The organism is Halorussus marinus, assembly GCF_004765795.1.
Classification (GTDB): Archaea; Halobacteriota; Halobacteria; order Halobacteriales; family Haladaptataceae; genus Halorussus; species Halorussus marinus.
Window position 1 is genome coordinate 177,506 of record NZ_SBIV01000002.1, and the last position, 16,835, is coordinate 194,340.

General features: G+C 70.2%; 16 protein-coding genes and 1 tRNA gene. 9 read left to right on the forward strand and 8 right to left on the reverse strand.

From position 1 onward, the window contains the following. Positions 1–20: 20 nt before the first annotated feature. Positions 21–1,769 carry a pyruvate kinase gene (gene pyk / locus EPY72_RS04815; protein ID WP_135805734.1) on the reverse strand — a complete coding sequence of 583 codons (1,749 nt, stop codon included), beginning with the start codon at positions 1,767–1,769 and terminating at the stop codon, positions 21–23. Positions 1,770–1,873: 104 nt separating this feature from the next. Between pyk and EPY72_RS04820 the strand changes: the two genes are divergently transcribed. Further along, positions 1,874–2,158, forward strand: coding sequence for a GYD domain-containing protein (locus EPY72_RS04820; protein ID WP_134669382.1), 285 nt, complete (start codon positions 1,874–1,876; stop codon positions 2,156–2,158). Between the two features lie 17 nt (positions 2,159–2,175). Here the strand turns inward: EPY72_RS04820 and metG are convergent, their stop codons facing one another. Beyond that, entirely contained in the window at positions 2,176–4,308 is a 2,133-nt protein-coding gene (metG, locus tag EPY72_RS04825; RefSeq protein WP_135805735.1) for a methionine--tRNA ligase, read from the reverse strand. Positions 4,309–4,594: 286 nt separating this feature from the next. Between metG and EPY72_RS04830 the strand changes: the two genes are divergently transcribed. Further along, the gene (locus tag EPY72_RS04830; RefSeq protein WP_134669385.1) at positions 4,595–5,845 is read left to right on the forward strand and encodes an ABC transporter substrate-binding protein; all 1,251 of its coding nucleotides are present in this window, start codon (positions 4,595–4,597) and stop codon (positions 5,843–5,845) included. Then, complete coding sequence (locus EPY72_RS04835) at positions 5,838–8,264, forward strand: methyl-accepting chemotaxis protein (protein ID WP_134669387.1); 2,427 nt, start codon at positions 5,838–5,840, stop codon at positions 8,262–8,264. The genes EPY72_RS04830 and EPY72_RS04835 overlap by 8 nt, the downstream gene beginning before the upstream one ends. Positions 8,265–8,292: 28 nt before the next feature. Here the strand turns inward: EPY72_RS04835 and EPY72_RS04840 are convergent, their stop codons facing one another. After that, positions 8,293–8,814 carry a DUF7097 family protein gene (locus EPY72_RS04840; protein WP_135805736.1) on the reverse strand — a complete coding sequence of 174 codons (522 nt, stop codon included), beginning with the start codon at positions 8,812–8,814 and terminating at the stop codon, positions 8,293–8,295. An 85-nt stretch (positions 8,815–8,899) separates the two neighbouring features. On the opposite strand from EPY72_RS04840, the gene EPY72_RS04845 reads away from it, so the two are divergent. The 4 genes from EPY72_RS04845 to EPY72_RS04860 all read left to right on the forward strand — a co-directional run bounded on the left by EPY72_RS04845 (position 8,900) and on the right by EPY72_RS04860 (position 11,968). Continuing rightward, positions 8,900–9,247, forward strand: a complete 348-nt coding sequence (locus EPY72_RS04845) for a DUF192 domain-containing protein (RefSeq protein WP_135805737.1) — start codon at positions 8,900–8,902, stop codon at positions 9,245–9,247. A 78-nt stretch (positions 9,248–9,325) separates the two neighbouring features. Further along, positions 9,326–10,873, forward strand: a complete 1,548-nt coding sequence (locus EPY72_RS04850) for a 2-isopropylmalate synthase (RefSeq protein ID WP_135805738.1) — start codon at positions 9,326–9,328, stop codon at positions 10,871–10,873. Positions 10,874–10,915: 42 nt separating this feature from the next. Then, positions 10,916–11,428: a TspO/MBR family protein gene (locus tag EPY72_RS04855; RefSeq protein ID WP_134669392.1), complete on the forward strand. Its 513-nt coding sequence runs from the start codon at positions 10,916–10,918 to the stop codon at positions 11,426–11,428. A 141-nt stretch (positions 11,429–11,569) separates the two neighbouring features. After that, complete coding sequence (locus EPY72_RS04860) at positions 11,570–11,968, forward strand: hypothetical protein (protein ID WP_134669394.1); 399 nt, start codon at positions 11,570–11,572, stop codon at positions 11,966–11,968. Between the two features lie 34 nt (positions 11,969–12,002). Here EPY72_RS04860 and EPY72_RS04865 read toward each other — a convergent pair. After that, positions 12,003–12,087 (reverse strand) — tRNA-Ser (locus EPY72_RS04865). Between the two features lie 100 nt (positions 12,088–12,187). Here EPY72_RS04865 and EPY72_RS04870 point away from each other — a divergent pair. Both EPY72_RS04870 and EPY72_RS04875 read left to right on the forward strand, forming a co-directional pair. After that, positions 12,188–13,147 carry an AAA family ATPase gene (locus EPY72_RS04870; protein WP_134669395.1) on the forward strand — a complete coding sequence of 320 codons (960 nt, stop codon included), beginning with the start codon at positions 12,188–12,190 and terminating at the stop codon, positions 13,145–13,147. Between the two features lie 62 nt (positions 13,148–13,209). Next, positions 13,210–13,398 (forward strand): hypothetical protein, encoded by a 189-nt coding sequence (locus tag EPY72_RS04875; RefSeq protein WP_134669397.1) that lies wholly within the window; start codon positions 13,210–13,212, stop codon positions 13,396–13,398. Here the strand turns inward: EPY72_RS04875 and EPY72_RS04880 are convergent. The 4 genes from EPY72_RS04880 to EPY72_RS04895 are packed head-to-tail and all read right to left on the reverse strand — an operon-like array spanning position 13,395 to position 16,727. After that, positions 13,395–13,895: a DUF7519 family protein gene (locus EPY72_RS04880; protein ID WP_244605525.1), complete on the reverse strand. Its 501-nt coding sequence runs from the start codon at positions 13,893–13,895 to the stop codon at positions 13,395–13,397. The two genes, EPY72_RS04875 and EPY72_RS04880, sit on opposite strands and share 4 nt — an antisense overlap. Continuing rightward, positions 13,892–15,187: a DUF58 domain-containing protein gene (locus EPY72_RS04885; RefSeq protein ID WP_134669400.1), complete on the reverse strand. Its 1,296-nt coding sequence runs from the start codon at positions 15,185–15,187 to the stop codon at positions 13,892–13,894. Before EPY72_RS04885 ends, EPY72_RS04880 begins: the two co-directional genes overlap by 4 nt. After that, positions 15,184–15,780: a DUF7269 family protein gene (locus EPY72_RS04890; protein WP_135805739.1), complete on the reverse strand. Its 597-nt coding sequence runs from the start codon at positions 15,778–15,780 to the stop codon at positions 15,184–15,186. Before EPY72_RS04890 ends, EPY72_RS04885 begins: the two co-directional genes overlap by 4 nt. After that, a complete protein-coding gene (locus tag EPY72_RS04895; RefSeq protein WP_135805740.1) occupies positions 15,777–16,727 on the reverse strand; it encodes a DUF4129 domain-containing protein in 951 nt (316 codons plus the stop codon). The genes EPY72_RS04890 and EPY72_RS04895 overlap by 4 nt, the downstream gene beginning before the upstream one ends. Between the last annotated feature and the right edge of the window lie 108 nt (positions 16,728–16,835).

Genomic DNA, 16,835 nt, shown 5'->3' on the forward strand with positions numbered 1-16,835 from the left:
GCGACCTCCTCACGCCCCGCTCACGGTCGGTCGACGAGGCTGATGTCGCCCTCGTAGACCACGCCCCGCTCGGCGTCGAGGGTCACGACGTCGCCGTCCCGGATCGCGGGGTCGAGGGGCGCGCCGCTGATCATCGGAACGTCGAGTTCGCGAGCCACCATCGCGGGGTAGCCCGTCATGCCCGGCCGGGCGTCCACGATGCCGACCAGCTTCGCGGGATCGCCGGCGAACTCCCCGTCGAAGCCGGGTTCGAGCGCGAGCAACGATCCGTCGGGCGCCGCCGAGAGGTCCCCGTCCTCGGTCCGGAACACCGGCGCGGCGACCCGCCCGCGGACGACGCTCCGACCCGTGGCGATGGTCTCGGCCGCGACGTGGACTTTGAGCATGTTCGTGGTACTGGTGTCTTCGAGCTGAGACATCATTCCCGAGAGCACGACCACGGTGTCGCCGCTCTCGGCGACCCCCGCGTCGAGTGCGGCCTGCACCGCGTCCTCGATGATGTTGTCGACGCCCTCCGACATGGGCGTGTACTGGGCGTTGACCCCCCACGAGAGCGCGAGCTGGCGCCGGACCTCGTCGGTGGGCGTGCTGGCGACGACCGGCATCGCGGGCCGGAACTTCGCCACCTTGAGCGCGGTGTACCCGGACTCGCTCGCGGCCACGATGGCCGAGGCGCCGATGTCGCGGGCGAGGAACCGCGCCGACCGCGCCAGCGCGTCGGTCCGGGCGTCGTCGGCCGGCGGGACCCGCTGTTCGCGGCTCTCGTCGTACTCCGCGGAGTTCTCGACCTCCCGGACGATGCGGTCCATCGTCTCGACGACCCGGACCGGGTCGTCGCCGATCGCGGTCTCGCCCGACAGCATCACCGCGTCGGTGCCGTCGAGCACGGCGTTTGCCACGTCCGAGGCCTCCGCGCGGGTCGGGCGGCGGGCGTGGACCATCGAGTCGAGCATCTCGGTCGCGGTGATGACCGGGACCCCCGCCCGCTGGCACGTCCGGATGATGCGTTTCTGGATCATCGGGACGTCTTCGAGCGGGCACTCGACACCGAGATCCCCGCGTGCGACCATCACGCCGTAGGCGGCGTCGACGATCTCGTCGAGGTTCTCGACCGCCCCGCGGCGTTCGATCTTGGCGACCACGGGGATGTCGGCGTCGTGGTCTTCGAGGTACTCGCTGACCTCGTAGACGTCGGCGGCGCTCCGGACGAAGCTCGCGGCGACGAAGTCGACGCCCTTCTCGGCGGCGAGATCGAGGTCTCGGCGGTCTTTCTCGGTCACGACGTCGAGGTCGAGTTCCACGCCGGGGACGTTGACGCCCTTCCGGCTCTGGAGCTCCCCGCCGCTGTCGACGCGGGCGTGGACGGCGTCGCCCTCGACCGATTCGACGGTGGTCTCGATCCGGCCGTCGTCGAGCAACACCGTGTCGCCGGGTTCGACGTTGGCGATGGCGTAGCTCAGTCCGACCTCCTCGGGCGTCGCGTCCTCGCCCTTCACGAACCGGACCGTCGAGCCGGTTTCGAGGTGGACCGGCTCGTCGACGGGCGCGGTCCGAATCTCCGGCCCCTGGAGGTCGAGCATCACCGCCAGCGGGTTCTCGGTGGTCTCGTCGACCGCCCGGACGTGGTCGACGAGCTCGGCTCGGTCCTCGCGCGAGCCGTGGCTGGCGTTCAGCCGGGCCACCGTCATCCCGGCGTCCGCGAGCTCGCGAATCGTGCGCTGGGAGTCGGAGGCCGGCCCCAGCGTGCAGACGATCTTGGCGTTTCTCATGGCCCCCGGTAAGCCGCCTCGGACAAAAAAGCTCGTGATTAACTCGGGGTGTAGTAGTCGATCTACCCAAACCACTTTATTGCGTTGCGAAGAATGAGACAGATATGCACACGTACGCGTCACTGGTCGACGTGAGCAAGGACGTCCAGAACCCCCAGGAACTCACGTCGGTCTGGGGCGACATCCGAAGCGATCTCGAAGATCGAGACGCGACGCTGAAAGACACCTACGCCATCCTCGGAGAGTACGACTTCCTCGTGATCTTGAGCGCGCCCGACCGCGACGCGGCCTATCAGGCGGCGCTCGCGCTGGACCGCCACGGCCTCGACTCCCAGACGATGGAGATCATTCCCACCGACGAACTGGCACACGTCGTCGACGACGCGTAGCCCGACGGGCCCGAACGCTACCGGACTTTCGTTCCCGGCGCGCTGTCGCCGTGGGTCGTCAGGATGTCCGCGTCCTCGCCCGCCGCCAACAGCATGCCGTTGCTCTCGACGCCGAACAGCTCGGCCTTTTCGAGGTTCGCGACGATGACCGCACGGGTACCCGCCAGCTCGTCGAGGTCGTGGAGCTGTTTGATGCCCGCGACGATCTGGCGACGCTCGACGCCGATGTCGACTTCGAGGCGCGCCAGATCGTCGGCCCCCTCGATCGGCTCGGCCGCCTCGATCTCGCCGACGCGGATGTCGAGGTCCTGAAAGTCCTCGAAGCTGATGCGGTCGTCGGCGATCGGTTCGAGATCCGGTGCGGGCTCGTCCTCGGCGTCGTCGGCGCTCTCGCCGTCGGTCTCACCGTCGTCGGCCGGGCCGGCGCTCGCTTCCATCTCGGCGCTGAGTTCCTCGACGCGGTCGTCTTCGATCTTCTCGAACAGCTCGTCGGGCTCGCCGAAGTCGCCGGGCGGCGATTCGAGACAGGCCTCGAGGTTCGCGTCGTGGACCGACCCGTCCTCGCCGAGTTGCTCCCAGAGCCGCTGGGCCTTGCCGGGCAGGATGGGCGCCGCGAGCACCGCGACCGCCTTCGCCACCTGCACGCAGTCGTAGATGACCTGCTCGGCCCGGTCGGGGTCGTCGTCGGTGAGGTTCCACGGCTCGTTGCGCTGGATGTACTCGTTGCCGAACCCGGCGAGCGCGACCGCCGCGTCGCCGGCCCGCTTGAGCGAGTAGTCGTTGACGGCGGCCTCAAAGTCCTCGACGGCCTCCTCGATACGGGACGCGACCTCCTCGGAGGTGGTCGCGTCGGGGGTGCCGCCGTAGTTGCGGGCCGCAAAGAGCAGGCTCCGGTAGGCGAAGTTGCCCAGCGTCCCCACCAGTTCGCCGTTGACCCGCTCTTGGAACTTCTCCCACGAGAAGTCGACGTCCTGCTGGAAGCCGCCCGTCGTCGTCAGGTAGTACCGGACGAGATCCGGGTCGAACCCTTCGTCGAGGTACTCGTCGGCCCACACCGCGCGGTCGCGGCTGGTCGAGAACGCCGCGCCGTCGAGGTTGACGAAGCCGCTCGCCATCACCGCGCGCGGTTCGTTGTACCCCGCCGCCCGGAGCATCGACGGCCAGAACACGGTGTGGTGCTGGATGATGTCCCGGCCGATGATGTGGACGATCTCGCCGGTGTCGCGACCGGCCCACGTCTCGGCGTCGGCGGCCGCCGGGTCGTCGGCGTCGGGCGCGTTCGCCTTCCAGACGGTCTCCCAGTCGAAGGTGTCGGCGCCGACCCGCTCGGTGTACTGCTTCGTGGACGCGACGTACTCGATGGGGGCGTCGACCCAGACGTAGAGGACCAGATCGTCGCCGTCCTCGCCGGGGTAGTCGATGCCCCAGTCCATGTCTCGGGTGATACACCAGTCCTGGAGGCCGTTCTCGATCCACTCGCGGGGCTGGTTTTTCGCGTTGCTCGTGCCTTCGAGCCGGTCGAGAAAGCCCGTGAGATAGTCCTCGAACTCCGAGACCCGGAAGAACTTGTGGGTCCGCTCGCGGTACTCGGCGGGGTTGCCCGAGATGGCCGAGACCGGGTCCTCGATCTCGCCGGGTTCGAGGTGGCGGCCACACCCCTCGTCGCACTCGTCGCCGCGGGCCTGCTCCCCGCAGTAGGGGCAGGTGCCCTCGACATACCGGTCGGGGAGCCACTGGTCGTCGGTGGGGTCGTAGGCGACCTGTATCTCCTTCTCGTAGACGTGGCCCGCCTCGTCGAGCGTGCGGACGATCTCCCGGGTGAGTTCGGTGTTGGTCGGTTCGTGCGTGTGGCCGTAGTTGTCGAACTCGACGTTGAACTTCGGGAACGTCCCGGCGTACGTCTCGTGGTGGTCGAGGGCGAACTCCTCGGGGGAGACGCCTTCCTTCTCGGCGTTGACCGCGACTGGGGTGCCGTGCATGTCCGATCCGGAGACGAACGCGGTCTCCTGACCGAGCGTCTCCAGCGCGCGGGCGTACGCGTCGCCGCTGACGTACGTCCGGAGGTGGCCGATGTGCAGGTCGCCGTTGGCGTACGGCAGTCCGCAGGTCACCACCGCCGGCCGGTCCGTCGGGAAGTCGTCGTGGCTCATACTGTTCGGTCCGTCGCGACGGGTGTAAAAGCCGCCGATTTCGGTGTTTCGTGCGCGGGTCGCGTCGCGTCGACCTCGCTGGATCGTACTCCCCGGCCATCGTCTCTTATAAATGAGTTCCGAGTCGGGGCGAGCGGGCCTCAAACGACTTTTTGTGACCGACGCCCCCGCGTCGTGTCGTGACAGTGATATTGGAGGTATCGCCCGTTTCGAGCGTCGAGAGCGGATTTTTATATCTGATAATCCCGTCCAAATCTTTATTAGGTGGTCTTTTCGACTCATCTCCATGTCCACTGGGTACTCACGACGATCCGTCCTCAGGCGGGGCGGCGCCGCTCTCGTCGGCGCCGGCTCGCTCTCGGGCTGTCTCGGGGAGGTCCGGGGCTCGGAGTCCGCCGTGCGGTTCGGAACGATCTTCCCGCTGTCTGCGGAGGGGCCCCTCGAAGTCCTCGGCACGCACCACCGCCGGGCCGTCGAGCAGGCCGTCGAAGACGTCCGAGCCGGCGGCGGGCCGCTGGGGCGAGACGTCGAGCTACTGGCCCGCGACAGCGAGGTGAGCCCCGAGGCCGCGGTCGAACGGTGCGAGGCGCTCCAAGACGAGAACGCCGTCGGGTTCGTCGGCGGCCTCGTGAGCGGCGTCTCGCTCGCGCTCGCCGAACACATCGCCGACGACCCGATCGCGCAGGTGAGCCAGTCGAGCACGGCCCCGGGGCTCGCCGACCGGGGGTACCGCGAGGACACCAAGTACGTCGGTCGGACCGCGCCCAACGACATCCAGCAGGCGTCCGTGATGGCGAAGGTCCTCGACGATCCCAAGTACGTCGGCGCCGACGACGTCGCCGTCCTCTACCTCGACGACGCGTTCGGCAACAGTCTGGTCACCGAGGTCACGGCGGCCGTCGACGCCGACGTGATCGCGGAGGTCCCGTTCGAGTCGGGGGCGGCGTCGTACGACGACACCATCTCGACGCTACTGGCCGACGATCCGGACGGGGTCGCCGTGGTGGGGTCGCCCGGGAGCACGAAAGACGTGCTCACTCGCGGGCTCAACAGCGACTACGACGGCGAGTGGGTGCTGAGCGCCGGGCTGGTCCCCGACGCGCTCCCTAACCTCTACACGAACGTGTACGACGCGACGGTGATGTCCCAGCAGTCGAACGGCGCCCAGAAGCTCGCCCAGCGACTCGAAGACATCGCGCCGCTGGCGCCGTACACCCAACACGCATACGACGCGCTGTTCCTGCAGGCGCTCGCGATCGAGCGAGCCGGCGAGGCGACGCCCGAGGCGATCGCGAACAACCTCCAGGCGGTGTCGGGCGGTCGGGGCCACACCGTGACGGTCGGGGAGTTCGACCGCGCCCGAAAACTGCTCGACGCCGGCCGGGAGATCAACTACGAGGGCGCTTCGGGGAGCGTCGATCTGAACGCCGACCTCGAACCGCTCAGTCCGTACCTGATCCGGGAGGTGTACCGCGGGTCCGTGAGGAACCGCGAGCTCGTGAAGACCTCGTTCTTCGAGGGGGGAGACGATGAGTGACGACGACTCCGGGCTCCGCGAGCGGCTGGGTCGGGCGTCGGGCTGGCTCGAACGCCGGCTCCCCAGCGCGATCCGGCGGAGCTACGCCGCGAAGTTCAACCTCGTGTTGGTGCTCGTGATCGTGCTCGTCGGCGCCATCGGCGTCTTCACCCACTTCGACACGCAGGGGCTCGTTCGAGACGACACCGAGGCCGAAATCACCGGTATCGCCCAGCGGGAGGCGACAGCGATCCAGAACTGGGTGAACAACAGGAAGACGACCGCGTCGTTCATCGCGACGTCGATCACCGCGGGCGACACCGCCAAGATCCAGGCCAACCTCGAACGGAAACTTGTCGAGGTGCCCGCCGACGTCGAGTCGATACACTACATCGGCCGAAACCGCGGGACGATCATGGCGAGCACCGACGACGGGAAGATCGAGACCAGCGTCGCGGGCGAGACTCCCTGGGCGAACAACCTCACCGACCTCGAACAGGGGACCGTTCGAATGTCCGAGCCCTACGAGACCGACGCCGGGCCGGTCGTGGCGTTCGTCACTCCGGTCAACGCCGATCGGGCGATCGTGCTGACGACCTCTCTGGAGAAGCGCTCGCTCGGATTCAGCTCCCCGATCGCCACCGGCGACATCAAGGTGGTCGACGCCGACGGCACCATCGTCTTCGACAACCGGAACGCGAACATCCTCGACCCGTACGCCGACGGCGAACTCCCAGCGGCCGTCGCGACGGGGATGAACGGCGAGAGCGCGTTCGAGACGATCTCCGCACAGACCGGGATGGAGTCGGGCAGCTACGTGATGGCCTCGGCCCCGGTCGTCGGGACCGACTGGGTGCTGGCCTACCACGTCCCGAAACAGCAGGCCTACGGCCTCCAGACGCAGGTGACCCGGAACATCGGGGGTCTGCTGGTCGTGATGCTCGTCGGACTGGGGCTTGTCGGGCTCACCATCGGTCGCCGGACCGGCCGGGAGCTCGACGTCCTCTCGGAGAAGGCCGACGCCATCGCACGCGGCGAGCTCGACGTCGACCTCCCCGAGACGCGCCGGGAGGACGAGCTCGGGTCGCTCATCCACGCGTTCGCGGCGATGCGGACGTATCTCAACACGGTGGCCGATCAGGCGGGCGCGCTCGCCGACCAGAACTTCGACGATCCGGTGCTCGACGAGGACGTGCCCGGCACCTTCGGCGACGCGCTCGACCGGATGCAGGGGAACCTCGAAACGATGGTCACCGACATCGAACGCGCCCGCGACGAGGCCGAGGGCGCGAAACAGGAGGCCGAGGCGCTCAACGAGGCGCTGGTCCAGAAAGCCGGGGAGTTCGGCGAGGTGATGGAGGCGGCCGCCGACGGCGACCTCACCCGGCGGATGGACACCGACAGCGACAGCGAGGCGATGGCCCAGATCGCTCGGGAGTTCAACGAGATGATGACCGAACTCGAGGCCACCGTCGAGGAGGTCCGGAGCTTCGCCGGGAGCGTCGCCAGCGCGAGCGAACAGGTGACAGCCCGGACCGAGGACATCGCCGACACCAGCCAGCAGGTCTCTCGGGCGAGCCAGCAGCTCTCGGAGGCCGCCCGCGAGCAACAGGAGAACCTCGACACCACGTCGAACGAGGTCAACACCCTCTCGGCCACTATCCAGGAGGTCGCCGCCTCCGCCGACGAGGTCGCCAAGGCCGCCGAGAACACCGAAGCGCTCGGCGAGGACGGCCGCGAGGCCGCCAACGAGGCGATCGAGATGATGAACGAGATCGAGACCGAGACCGAAGCGACCGTCGAACAGATCGACGGGCTCCAGTCCGAGATGGACCAGATCGGCGAGATCGTCGATCTGATCCGGGACATCGCCGACCAGACCAACCTGCTCGCGTTGAACGCCAACATCGAGGCGGCGGCCGCCGACGGGTCGAGCGACGGCTTCGAAGTGGTCGCCAACGAGATCAAGGCGCTGGCCGAGGAGTCGAAGGAGGCCGTCGACCAGATCGAAGATCAGATCGCGGAGATTCAGGCCGAGACCGACGACGCGGTCGACGACATCCGCCAGACCCAATCGCAGGTCTCGGCCGGCGTCGAGACGGTCGACGAGGCCCAGGAGTCGCTGAAGGCCATCGTCGAGAACGTCGAGGAGACCGCGGTCGGCATCCAGCAGATCAACTCCGCGACCGACGAGCAGGCCAGTTCGACCGAGGAGGTCGTGAGCATGATGGACGACGTGACCCGGCTCAGCGAGGAGTCGGCCGACGAGGCCGAGCAGGTCGCGGCCGCGACCGAACAGCAGTCCGACGCGGTCTCGGAGGTCACCGACAGCGCCGACCACCTCGCGCGGCAGGCCGACGAACTGATGGAGATGCTGGAGGACTTCCGGGTCGAGCGCGAGGAGCCGAGCGAGTCGTCGACGAGCGCGCCCGAGCAGTAGACACCGAAGGTCACTCGACGGCGCGCGATCACTCGCCGTCGCGGTCGAACCGCTCGGCCGCCGATTCGAACGCGGTCTCGGACCGCTCGCGCGACCGGCGGCCCTCCTTCTCGGCGATCGCCTCGGGGTCGGGGTTCGCGTCGTCGTCGATCCGCGCCCACGAGTCGTGGACTTTGGCGTGACACCACCGACAGAGGTACACCGTGATCTCGTGGCTCAGGGTCCCGGCCTCGTCCGCGTACGAGAGGTGGTGTTCTTCGAGCAGGGGGCGCTCGTCGGAGTGGGCCATCCGGCGTTCTCCCAACCCACACCGGACGCACGCTCGATCGCGGTTCCGACACCGGTAGTGGGGACACGACTCCCAGTCGCCGTCGGGGACCGCCGGACACCGCAGGTCGTCCTCGCGGCGCTCGCGGGCGAACGCCGGATCCCGTTCGGGGTGTTCGAAGGCGTACCGGCACTTTCCCTCGTCGGTGAGATGGTCACAGAGCCCGGCGTGGTCGTAGGGATCGTCCACGCCGACGGGCGTCCCCGAGGGCGTCTCTTTCACGCCCGCCACTCGGGGGTCTACGGATAAAAATGTGTAGCGACGCGCCAGCGCAACGCTTTTGCTCGCGCCGCGAACACCTCGGCCCGTGGAACTGATACACGAGTCGGGCGGCGAGCGACAGACCCTCGCTACCGACGTGGAGACGGCCGATTCGTTCCTCTCGCGGGCGAAGGGCCTGATGTTCAGGCGGTCGATTCCCGACGACTACGCGCTGGTCTTCCGGTTCGACGGCGTCGGGACCCGGGACGTCCACATGGTGTTCGTGCCGTTCGGGCTCGACGTGCTGTGGCTCCGGGACGGGGAAGTCCGGCACAAAGAGCGCCTCTCGGCGTGGACCGGGCTGGCCGAAGCCGAGGCCGACACGCTGGTCGAACTCCCGGCCGGCGCCGCCGACGGCGTGGCTGTCGGCGATGCGGTTGGGCTCGACTCGTAGGTCCGACAGACCCGCCTGTCACAAAGGCCCCCTTAAGCCGGTCGGGCTCCGAGCCCCTGTCGTGGTTTCGCATGACCCGTGAACGTTTTATTCGGGGGCTTCCCGAATAGCACACCTCTCTCAGACCGGGACGTACAGCTGTTAGATACGACGCTTCGCGACGGCGAGCAGGCACCGGGCATCTCGCTGGCGCCCGAGGAGAAAGCCGAGATAGCCGCGGCGCTCGACGCGGCGGGCGTCTCGGTCATCGAGGCCGGGAGCGCCTGCACCGGCGAGGGCGAGCGCGAGGCGATCCGTCGGGTGACCGACCGGGACCTCGACGCTAAGATCACCAGCTTCGCCCGCGGGGTCCGCGACGACGTCGACCTCGCGCTCGACTGCGACGTCGACGGGGTCGGCATCGTGGTGCCGGCCAGCGACCGCCACGTCGAGGGGAAGGTCGGGACGACCCGCGAGGAGGTGGTCGAGACGACCGCCGACCTCGTGGCCTACGCCCGCGACCACGGCCTGTGGGTCGAGGTGCTCGGCGAGGACGGCTCGCGGGCCGACCTCGACTTCCTCGAAACCCTGATGGCCGAAGCTCTGGACGCCGGCGCCGACCGGGTGTGTTTCTGCGACACGGTGGGCCACGCAGGTCCCGAGCGCACCTACGAGGCGGTCTCGCGGCTCGCCGAACTGGGCCCGACCAGCACCCACACCCACGACGACCTCGGGCTCGCGGTGACCAACGCCCTCGCGAGCCTCGCGGCGGGCGCCGACCTCGTCCACGCCACGGTCAACGGCGTCGGCGAGCGGGCGGGCAACGTCGCCCTCGAAGAGGTCGCGATCGCGCTCGACCACTGCTACGGAGTCGAGACCGCGGACACGACTCGACTCTACGACCTCGCGCGCGTGGTCGCGGACGCGACCGGCGTCGCGCTCGCGCCGAACAAGGCGGTCGTCGGCGAGAACGCGTTCGCCCACGAGTCGGGCATCCACACCGACGGCACGCTCAAAGACGAGCGGATGTACGAGCCGTACCCGCCCGAGAGGGTGGGCCGCGAGCGCCGGCTCGTGCTCGGCAAGCACACCGGTCGGGCGGGCGCGAAGGCCGCGCTCGCCGAGCACGGCGTCGAAGTCGACGACGACGAGCTCGGCGCGGTTGTCGCCCGGGTCCAGCGGCTCGCCGAGCGGGGCAAGCGCGTGACCGACGCCGACCTGCTCGCCATCGCCGAGGACGTGCAGGGACGGGACCGCGACCGGCGAATCGAGCTCCGGGAACTCACAGCCACGAGCGGCGGTCCGCTCCCGACCGCGAGCGTCCGACTCGTCGTCGACGGCGACGAGCGGGTCGCCTCCGGCACCGGCGACGGCCCCGTCGACGCCGCGGTCGCCGCGGTCCGGGAGGCGGTCGGGTCGATGGCCGACGCCAGCCTCGAATCGTACCACGTCGACGCGATCACGGGCGGGACCGACGCGGTCGTCACCGTCGAGGTCGAGATGAGCCGGGGCGACCGCACGGTGACCGTCCGGGCCAGCGACGGCGACATCACCCGCGCGAGCGTCACCGCGATGGTCGACGCGCTGGACCGACTGCTCGCGGCCGCGCCCGACGGCGAGGCCGGCCCCGCGGTCGCAGACGACTGAGCGGTTCCCCTTCTTTTTGGGTCACCGGCGCGTAGGACGCGTATGAGCGTTCTCGACAGGCTACGATCGACGCCGGGCGGGCGATCCGTCGAGTGGCTCGCGCTGGCGGCGAGCGTCCTCGTCTGCGAGCTCGCGGGCGTCGTGCCCTCGCTCCTGACCGCCGACGACGTGGCGACGTGGTACCCGACGCTCGCCAAGCCGGCGTTCACACCGCCGAGCTGGGTGTTCGGCCCGGTGTGGACCGTCCTCTACCTCCTGATGGGCGTGGCGCTGTATCTGGCGTGGCGTGGCGGGACGGGTCGGCGCCGCCGGATCGCGCTCGGGGCGTTCGCCGTCCAGTTGGTCCTCAACGCGGCGTGGACGCTCACCTTCTTCGGCGCCCGCGAACTCCTCGGCGGGCTGGTCGTCATCGTCGCGCTCGTTGCCACCATCCTCGCGACGATGGCGGCGTTCGCCCGGATCGACCGCCGGGCCGCGGCGCTCCTGGCTCCGTACCTGCTGTGGGTGGGGTACGCGACCGCGCTGAACTACGAAATCTGGCGGCTGAACGGCTGACTCGGTGGTGCCGTCGCGACCGAGTATCGGGCCGTTACTCGCGAGCAGGCCGTCCCAACCCTCGCCTGATTCGGGCTTGACCGCGGTTACCGCGAGTTTGCGCGCCGCATAACAAAGGACGGCTGTGGCGTCGGCTGGGTCGTGTCGAACAGTTCGGTCTCGGAGATCGGTGTGGCCGGCGGTCGCTACGGCGTGGGCGCGAGCCGCGCCGCGCTACTGGTGGTGTTGATCGCCGGCAAGGCGCTCGACGCGGTCAGCACGGTGACGGTCCTGTCACTGCGCGACGACGTCTACGAGTCGATGTACGTCACCCGGACGCTGATGCAGGAACTCGGGATGGTGCCCGGGGTGCTCGTCACCGTCGTCATCGCGGTCGGGGGCGTGGCGCTACTGGCCGAGAGCGCCGAGGTGGTGGCTCGAATCGTCCCCGAGGGGTGGGCCCCCGACGACTACCCCGCGGCGTTCCGGGTCGTGACCTACGCCTCGGCGGGAGTGTGGTACGGCTTTCTCGGAGTCCACAACTTCATGTTGCTGTTCTGAACAGCCGCGGCTCGCCGGTGTGGGAACGAAGAAGCGCCGAGGAGGAGATTTGAACTCCTGTGTCCGTGAGGACAGTTGCTCTCGAAGCAACCGCCTTGGCCGGGCTAGGCTACCTCGGCTCGTCTCGACGTACCGCCGTCTCGGACTTAGTGGTTTCGATTCCGCGCCCATCCTTCAACCGACCGTCACATTCAAGCGAGTGGCACGCCGGGGTAGCGTATGGACGTAACCGAGGCGAGCGAGCGGTGTGAGTCGGTCCTCGACGCGATCGGCGGCGCGGTCATCGCCGACCGGGAGTTCCTCGAAACCGTACTGTTGGGCGTGCTGTCGAGCGGCCACGTCCTGCTGGAGGACGTGCCCGGCACGGGCAAGACCCTGACCGCCCGGAGCTTCGCGTCGGCGCTCGGGCTCTCGTTTTCGCGCGTGCAGTTCACCCCCGACCTCCTCCCGGCCGACGTGACCGGCACCCACGTCTTCAACGAGGAGACCCGCGACTTCGAGTTCAACGAGGGGCCGATCTTCGCGAACGTGGTGCTGGCCGACGAGATCAACCGCGCGCCGCCCAAGACCCAGGCCGCGCTCCTCGAAGCCATGGAGGAGGCGCAGGTCACCGTCGACGGCGACACCCACGAGCTCCCCCGGCCGTTCTTCGTGATCGCGACACAGAACCCCGTCGAGCAGGAGGGCACCTTCCCCCTGCCCGAGGCGCAGGTCGACCGGTTCGCGGTCAAGTCCTCGATCGGCTACCCCGACGCCGACGGCGAGTACGAACTCCTCCGGCGGCGGGCCGGCCGGAGCGCCCAGAGCCCCTCGATCGGCACCGTGCTCGACGAGAAGTTGGTGACCGACCTCCGGGAGGTGCCCGAGACGGTGCGCGTCGACGACGACCTGCTGGAGTACGTCGCCGACGTGGCCCGCGCGACCCGCGAGGACCGCCGGGTCGAGGTCGGCGTCTCGCCCCGCGGGACCCAGCGGCTGTTCGAGGCCGCCCGCGCCCGGGCCGTCCTGGAGGGCCGGGAGTTCGTCACGCCCGACGACATCAAGCGCGTTGCACAGCCGGTGTTGGCCCACCGCGTGGTGCTGACGCCCGACGCGAAGGTCAACGGCGTCGAGAAAGCCGCGATCGTCGACCGCGTCCTCGACGAGGTGGCCGTCCCGACGGTCGAACAGCGCGCGTAGGACCGTTTCACTTTCACCGCGGTTGGCTCGCCTTTATTTCGGAGCGCCGGACACTGACGGGTATGGACGACGACCGCGAGACGGATTCCGAGACGCGAGAGACCGACGACACCGCGCGACCCGACCGCGAGGACGAAGGCGGCGAGGAGAGCGCCGACGCCGACCTCCGCGACCTCGATCCGAACGCCGAGGACGCGGCTCGCCGGGTCGAACGCCAGCTCCGACGGGTTCGGCGCGAAACGCGGCCTTAGGCCCGAAGCGCCGAGGTCAGCGCGACCGCCCCGAGCAACAGGAACACCAGCGCCGTCACGGGCTGGCCGCCCGACGACCCGAGGTAGATCGCGTACCCCAGTCCGCCGGCGCCCGCGCCGACGACCGTGCTGGCGGCGGCGTGGGTCGCCTCCAGTTGGGCGGTGTCGGCCGCCCGGCCCAGTTGCTCGCCGACGTTGATCGCCTGCTCGCCGAAGTCCCACGCGAGCACCGCGGCGATGACACCCGGCAACAGCAAGAACGGCGCCCCGGTCAGGACGCCGCCGGCGAGCGCGCCGACGAGCAGGCCGCTCGCGCCCAGCCCGACAGCGCGCCGCCAGCCCCGGGCGAGACCGATCGCGACGAGGACGAACCCGGCCGCGCCGAACCCGAGCCCGATCGTCGAGGTGAGCGCGCTCGCCCCCGCCGAGATCGCCGCCGCCGAAGCCGCCAGCGCCGACGACAGCACCGCCGGCGACCGGTCGATCTCGCGGGTCACGCGGTCCACCTCCGAGCCGACCGTTCGAGCGCTACGCCGAGTCGGTCGTCGAGCGACCAGTCGATGGCGCGGATTCCGGCCTCCCGGAGCCCCGTGAGCCGGTGGGCGCGCCGGGTCCGGGCGAGGCGCTGGCCCGGCGTCTCGGTCGCGGTGGGGTCGGGGCTGAGGACGGTCACGAGGTGGCCCTCGGCGTCGAGCCGGCGGGCGACCTCGCCGGCGAAGTCGTCGCACAGCGGCGTGACGAACAGGACCTGCGAGGAGGGCGGGAGCCGCTTGCGGAGCCACTTCAGCCGGCTCGTCGGGTAGAAGGTGCCGCCGGCGGGCACCGGCCCGAACGCCGGGTGGGTCGCCAGCAGGTCCCGGGCCCGGGCCTGATGATCGTGGCCCGCGCCCGGCGCGAGCCAGCACGTCTCGGGGCCGAACGACGCCAGCCCCGCCCGGTTGCCCGCGTCGAGGAGCTTGGTCAGCGCCTTGCCGGCGGCGTCGACGCCGTACTGGACCGCGTTCCGGTCGTCGCCCGGCGCCGAGCAGTAGGCCTCCTCGCGGGCGTCGACGACCACCACCACGCTGGCGGCCCGTTCCTCCCGGAAGTCGATCGTCGTGAGATCGCCCGTCCGTGCGAGCCGGTTCCAGTCGACCCGCGAGAGGGGGTCGCCCCGGCGGTACTCCCGGGTGGCGTGGAACTCGACGCCGGAGCCGCCCGAGTCGGTGGTGACCCGACCGGTGTACTGGGTGGTCTGGGCCCGCAGGGGCACGTCGACCGTGGTGCCGAGCTTCGGCACGCAGGTGAGCGTGGTCTCGCACTCGATTTGGGTCTCGACCTCGGTCGCCCCGCTGAAGTCCCGGGCGACCACCGAGACGGGGTCGAAGGCGTGGTCGCCGCGTTCGGCGGTCACGGCGTAGGTGAGCCGGGCGGTCTTGCCGGGGCGGAGCGCGGTCCCGAGCCGGGGCGAGCCGTCGACGACCCCGAGCGCGTCCGGAACGCCGTCGACCAGCCGGAGGTCCGGGAGCGTCGCGTCGCCGACGTTCTCGACGGTCAGGTGCACCGTCACCTCCTCGCCCGGCAGGGGTTGGTCGTCGCTCACCGCGCGGGTCACCTCGAGGGCGACCGCCGGCGGGCTCGCGGTCCGGGCGTAGGCCGCGAACGCGACCCCGACCACGCCCGACAGCAGGACGACGGGACTGCTGAACAGCACGCCCAGCCCGCCCGCCAGAAACGCGACCGCACTGACGCCGCGCCAGCGGTTCGTCGTCCGGATCGTCCGGCTCCGGTCGTCGTCGCGGTCGCTCATCGCGACCCCTCCCGCGCGTCGGCGTCGTCGCCGACCCCGGCCACCCGAGCGACGGCGTCGGCGGTGCGACGCATCTGGTGTTGGCGAAGCGACTCCGAGCCGGCGACGAACCGGAGCTTCGACCGGAACGGCAGGCGGGGTCCGTCCGGGCCGGCGAGAAACGCCGCGGCGTACCGGTCGTCGGTCCACTCGCCGGCCTCGATCCGTTCGCGGGCGGTCGCCGGCGAGCAGTTGCGGGCGTGGGCGACCGCCGTCACCGCGGTCTCGGTGAGATGCTCGCGGATGTCCTCTCGCTCGCGGACCGTGGTCCGGCGGGCGCCCGCCCCGAGCCCCGCCACGCGGTCGTCGAACGCCTCGCCCGGGGTCGGCACGGTCTCTACCGTCTCGACGTCGGGCGTCGCCGCGCCGCGGATCTCGGTCGATCGGCGGCGCTGAACGACCCGGACCGCCTGCACGACCGCAAGGAGTCCGACCACGGTGACCGCCACGTAGTCGGCGCCGACGGCGGCCGCGAGCCCCGGCTGGACGACCAGCAGGACGCCGAGTCCGACCGCCCCCACGCCGACCGCGGTGAGAATCGGGTGATCGGTCATCGACCGGGCCCTCCGTCGTCGGCGTACTCCTCGACGCTTCGGAGCGCGTCCAGCGCCCGGCGCTCGCGGTCGTCGGTCGGCGACTCGCCACCGTACCGGACTTCCTCGAACAGCGCGGTGAGTTCCTCTACGTCCTCCCGATCGATGCCCGCCTCGACCGCGGCCGCCGCGAACTCGGCGGGCGTGCTGGAGTCGGGGTTGGCCACGTCGAGATGGCTGGTCATCTCGCGCCACGCCCGGTAGACCTCGTTGTCGACGTCGGTCGCGTCCTCGATGCGGTCGGCGGCCGCGCCGGCCGCCCGGCCCACCGCGGCGACGTCCTCTCGGGTCTCGGGGCCGGCGACCGACTCGTCGGGGTCGGCGTCGTCGCCGCTCGACGAGACGACCAGTAGCGCGACCGCTCCCGCGAGCGCGAGGCCGAGTCCGACCAGAAGTAACACCGAGGGGTCGGTCAGAGTCGTCCCCGACCCCGACCCCGGCACGCCGCTCCCGCCGCCGGGCAACGAGATGTTACCGGCCCCGCCCGGGAGCAGGCTCTCGGACTCGGAAGTCGACGGCGAGAGACACGCGGTGAGCAACGCGTGGGCCAGCACGAGCGGGATTCCGACCGGAAGGGCGTATGCCACGACCCCGATCCCGCCGAGCCGACGGTACGCGAGATACCCCCCGAGCGCGAACGCCGCGACGATCAGCCCGACCGCCCACGGTTCGACCAACATGGGGTAACACGGGAAGTCGAACCCGAGCCCCGCGCCCGCCGATCCGTTCCCGAGGCTGAACTCGGGGTCGGCGCCGCCGGGCGACCCCGCGTCCGACGCCGGCGATCCGACGCCGAACCCGCCGCCGGCGTCGGTCCGAACCGCCGAGTTCAGCGTCGCGGCCGCCACGCCGATAGCGAGGACACACAACAGCGCCAGGACGACGGGCCGTACGGTATCGCTGTCCACGGCAGAAGGTAGCGCGATTGATACCTTAGCGTTTGGGGATTCGTCCCGGGATCGAACGCCGGCGATACCCGACGGCGTTCGAGTCGAGCGGGGTCGGGTCGCCGGTCG

Bases quoted from the DNA above. Each gene is read 5' to 3' on its own strand.
- pyk (WP_135805734.1), bottom strand. From the start codon at position 1,769: ATGAGAAACGCCAAGATCGTCTGCACGCTGGGGCCGGCCTCCGACTCC.
- EPY72_RS04820 (WP_134669382.1), top strand. From the start codon at position 1,874: ATGCACACGTACGCGTCACTGGTCGACGTGAGCAAGGACGTCCAGAAC.
- metG (WP_135805735.1), bottom strand. From the start codon at position 4,308: ATGAGCCACGACGACTTCCCGACGGACCGGCCGGCGGTGGTGACCTGC.
- EPY72_RS04830 (WP_134669385.1), top strand. From the start codon at position 4,595: ATGTCCACTGGGTACTCACGACGATCCGTCCTCAGGCGGGGCGGCGCC.
- EPY72_RS04835 (WP_134669387.1), top strand. From the start codon at position 5,838: ATGAGTGACGACGACTCCGGGCTCCGCGAGCGGCTGGGTCGGGCGTCG.
- EPY72_RS04855 (WP_134669392.1), top strand. From the start codon at position 10,916: ATGAGCGTTCTCGACAGGCTACGATCGACGCCGGGCGGGCGATCCGTC.
- EPY72_RS04870 (WP_134669395.1), top strand. From the start codon at position 12,188: ATGGACGTAACCGAGGCGAGCGAGCGGTGTGAGTCGGTCCTCGACGCG.
- EPY72_RS04875 (WP_134669397.1), top strand. From the start codon at position 13,210: ATGGACGACGACCGCGAGACGGATTCCGAGACGCGAGAGACCGACGAC.
- EPY72_RS04885 (WP_134669400.1), bottom strand. From the start codon at position 15,187: ATGAGCGACCGCGACGACGACCGGAGCCGGACGATCCGGACGACGAAC.
- EPY72_RS04890 (WP_135805739.1), bottom strand. From the start codon at position 15,780: ATGACCGATCACCCGATTCTCACCGCGGTCGGCGTGGGGGCGGTCGGA.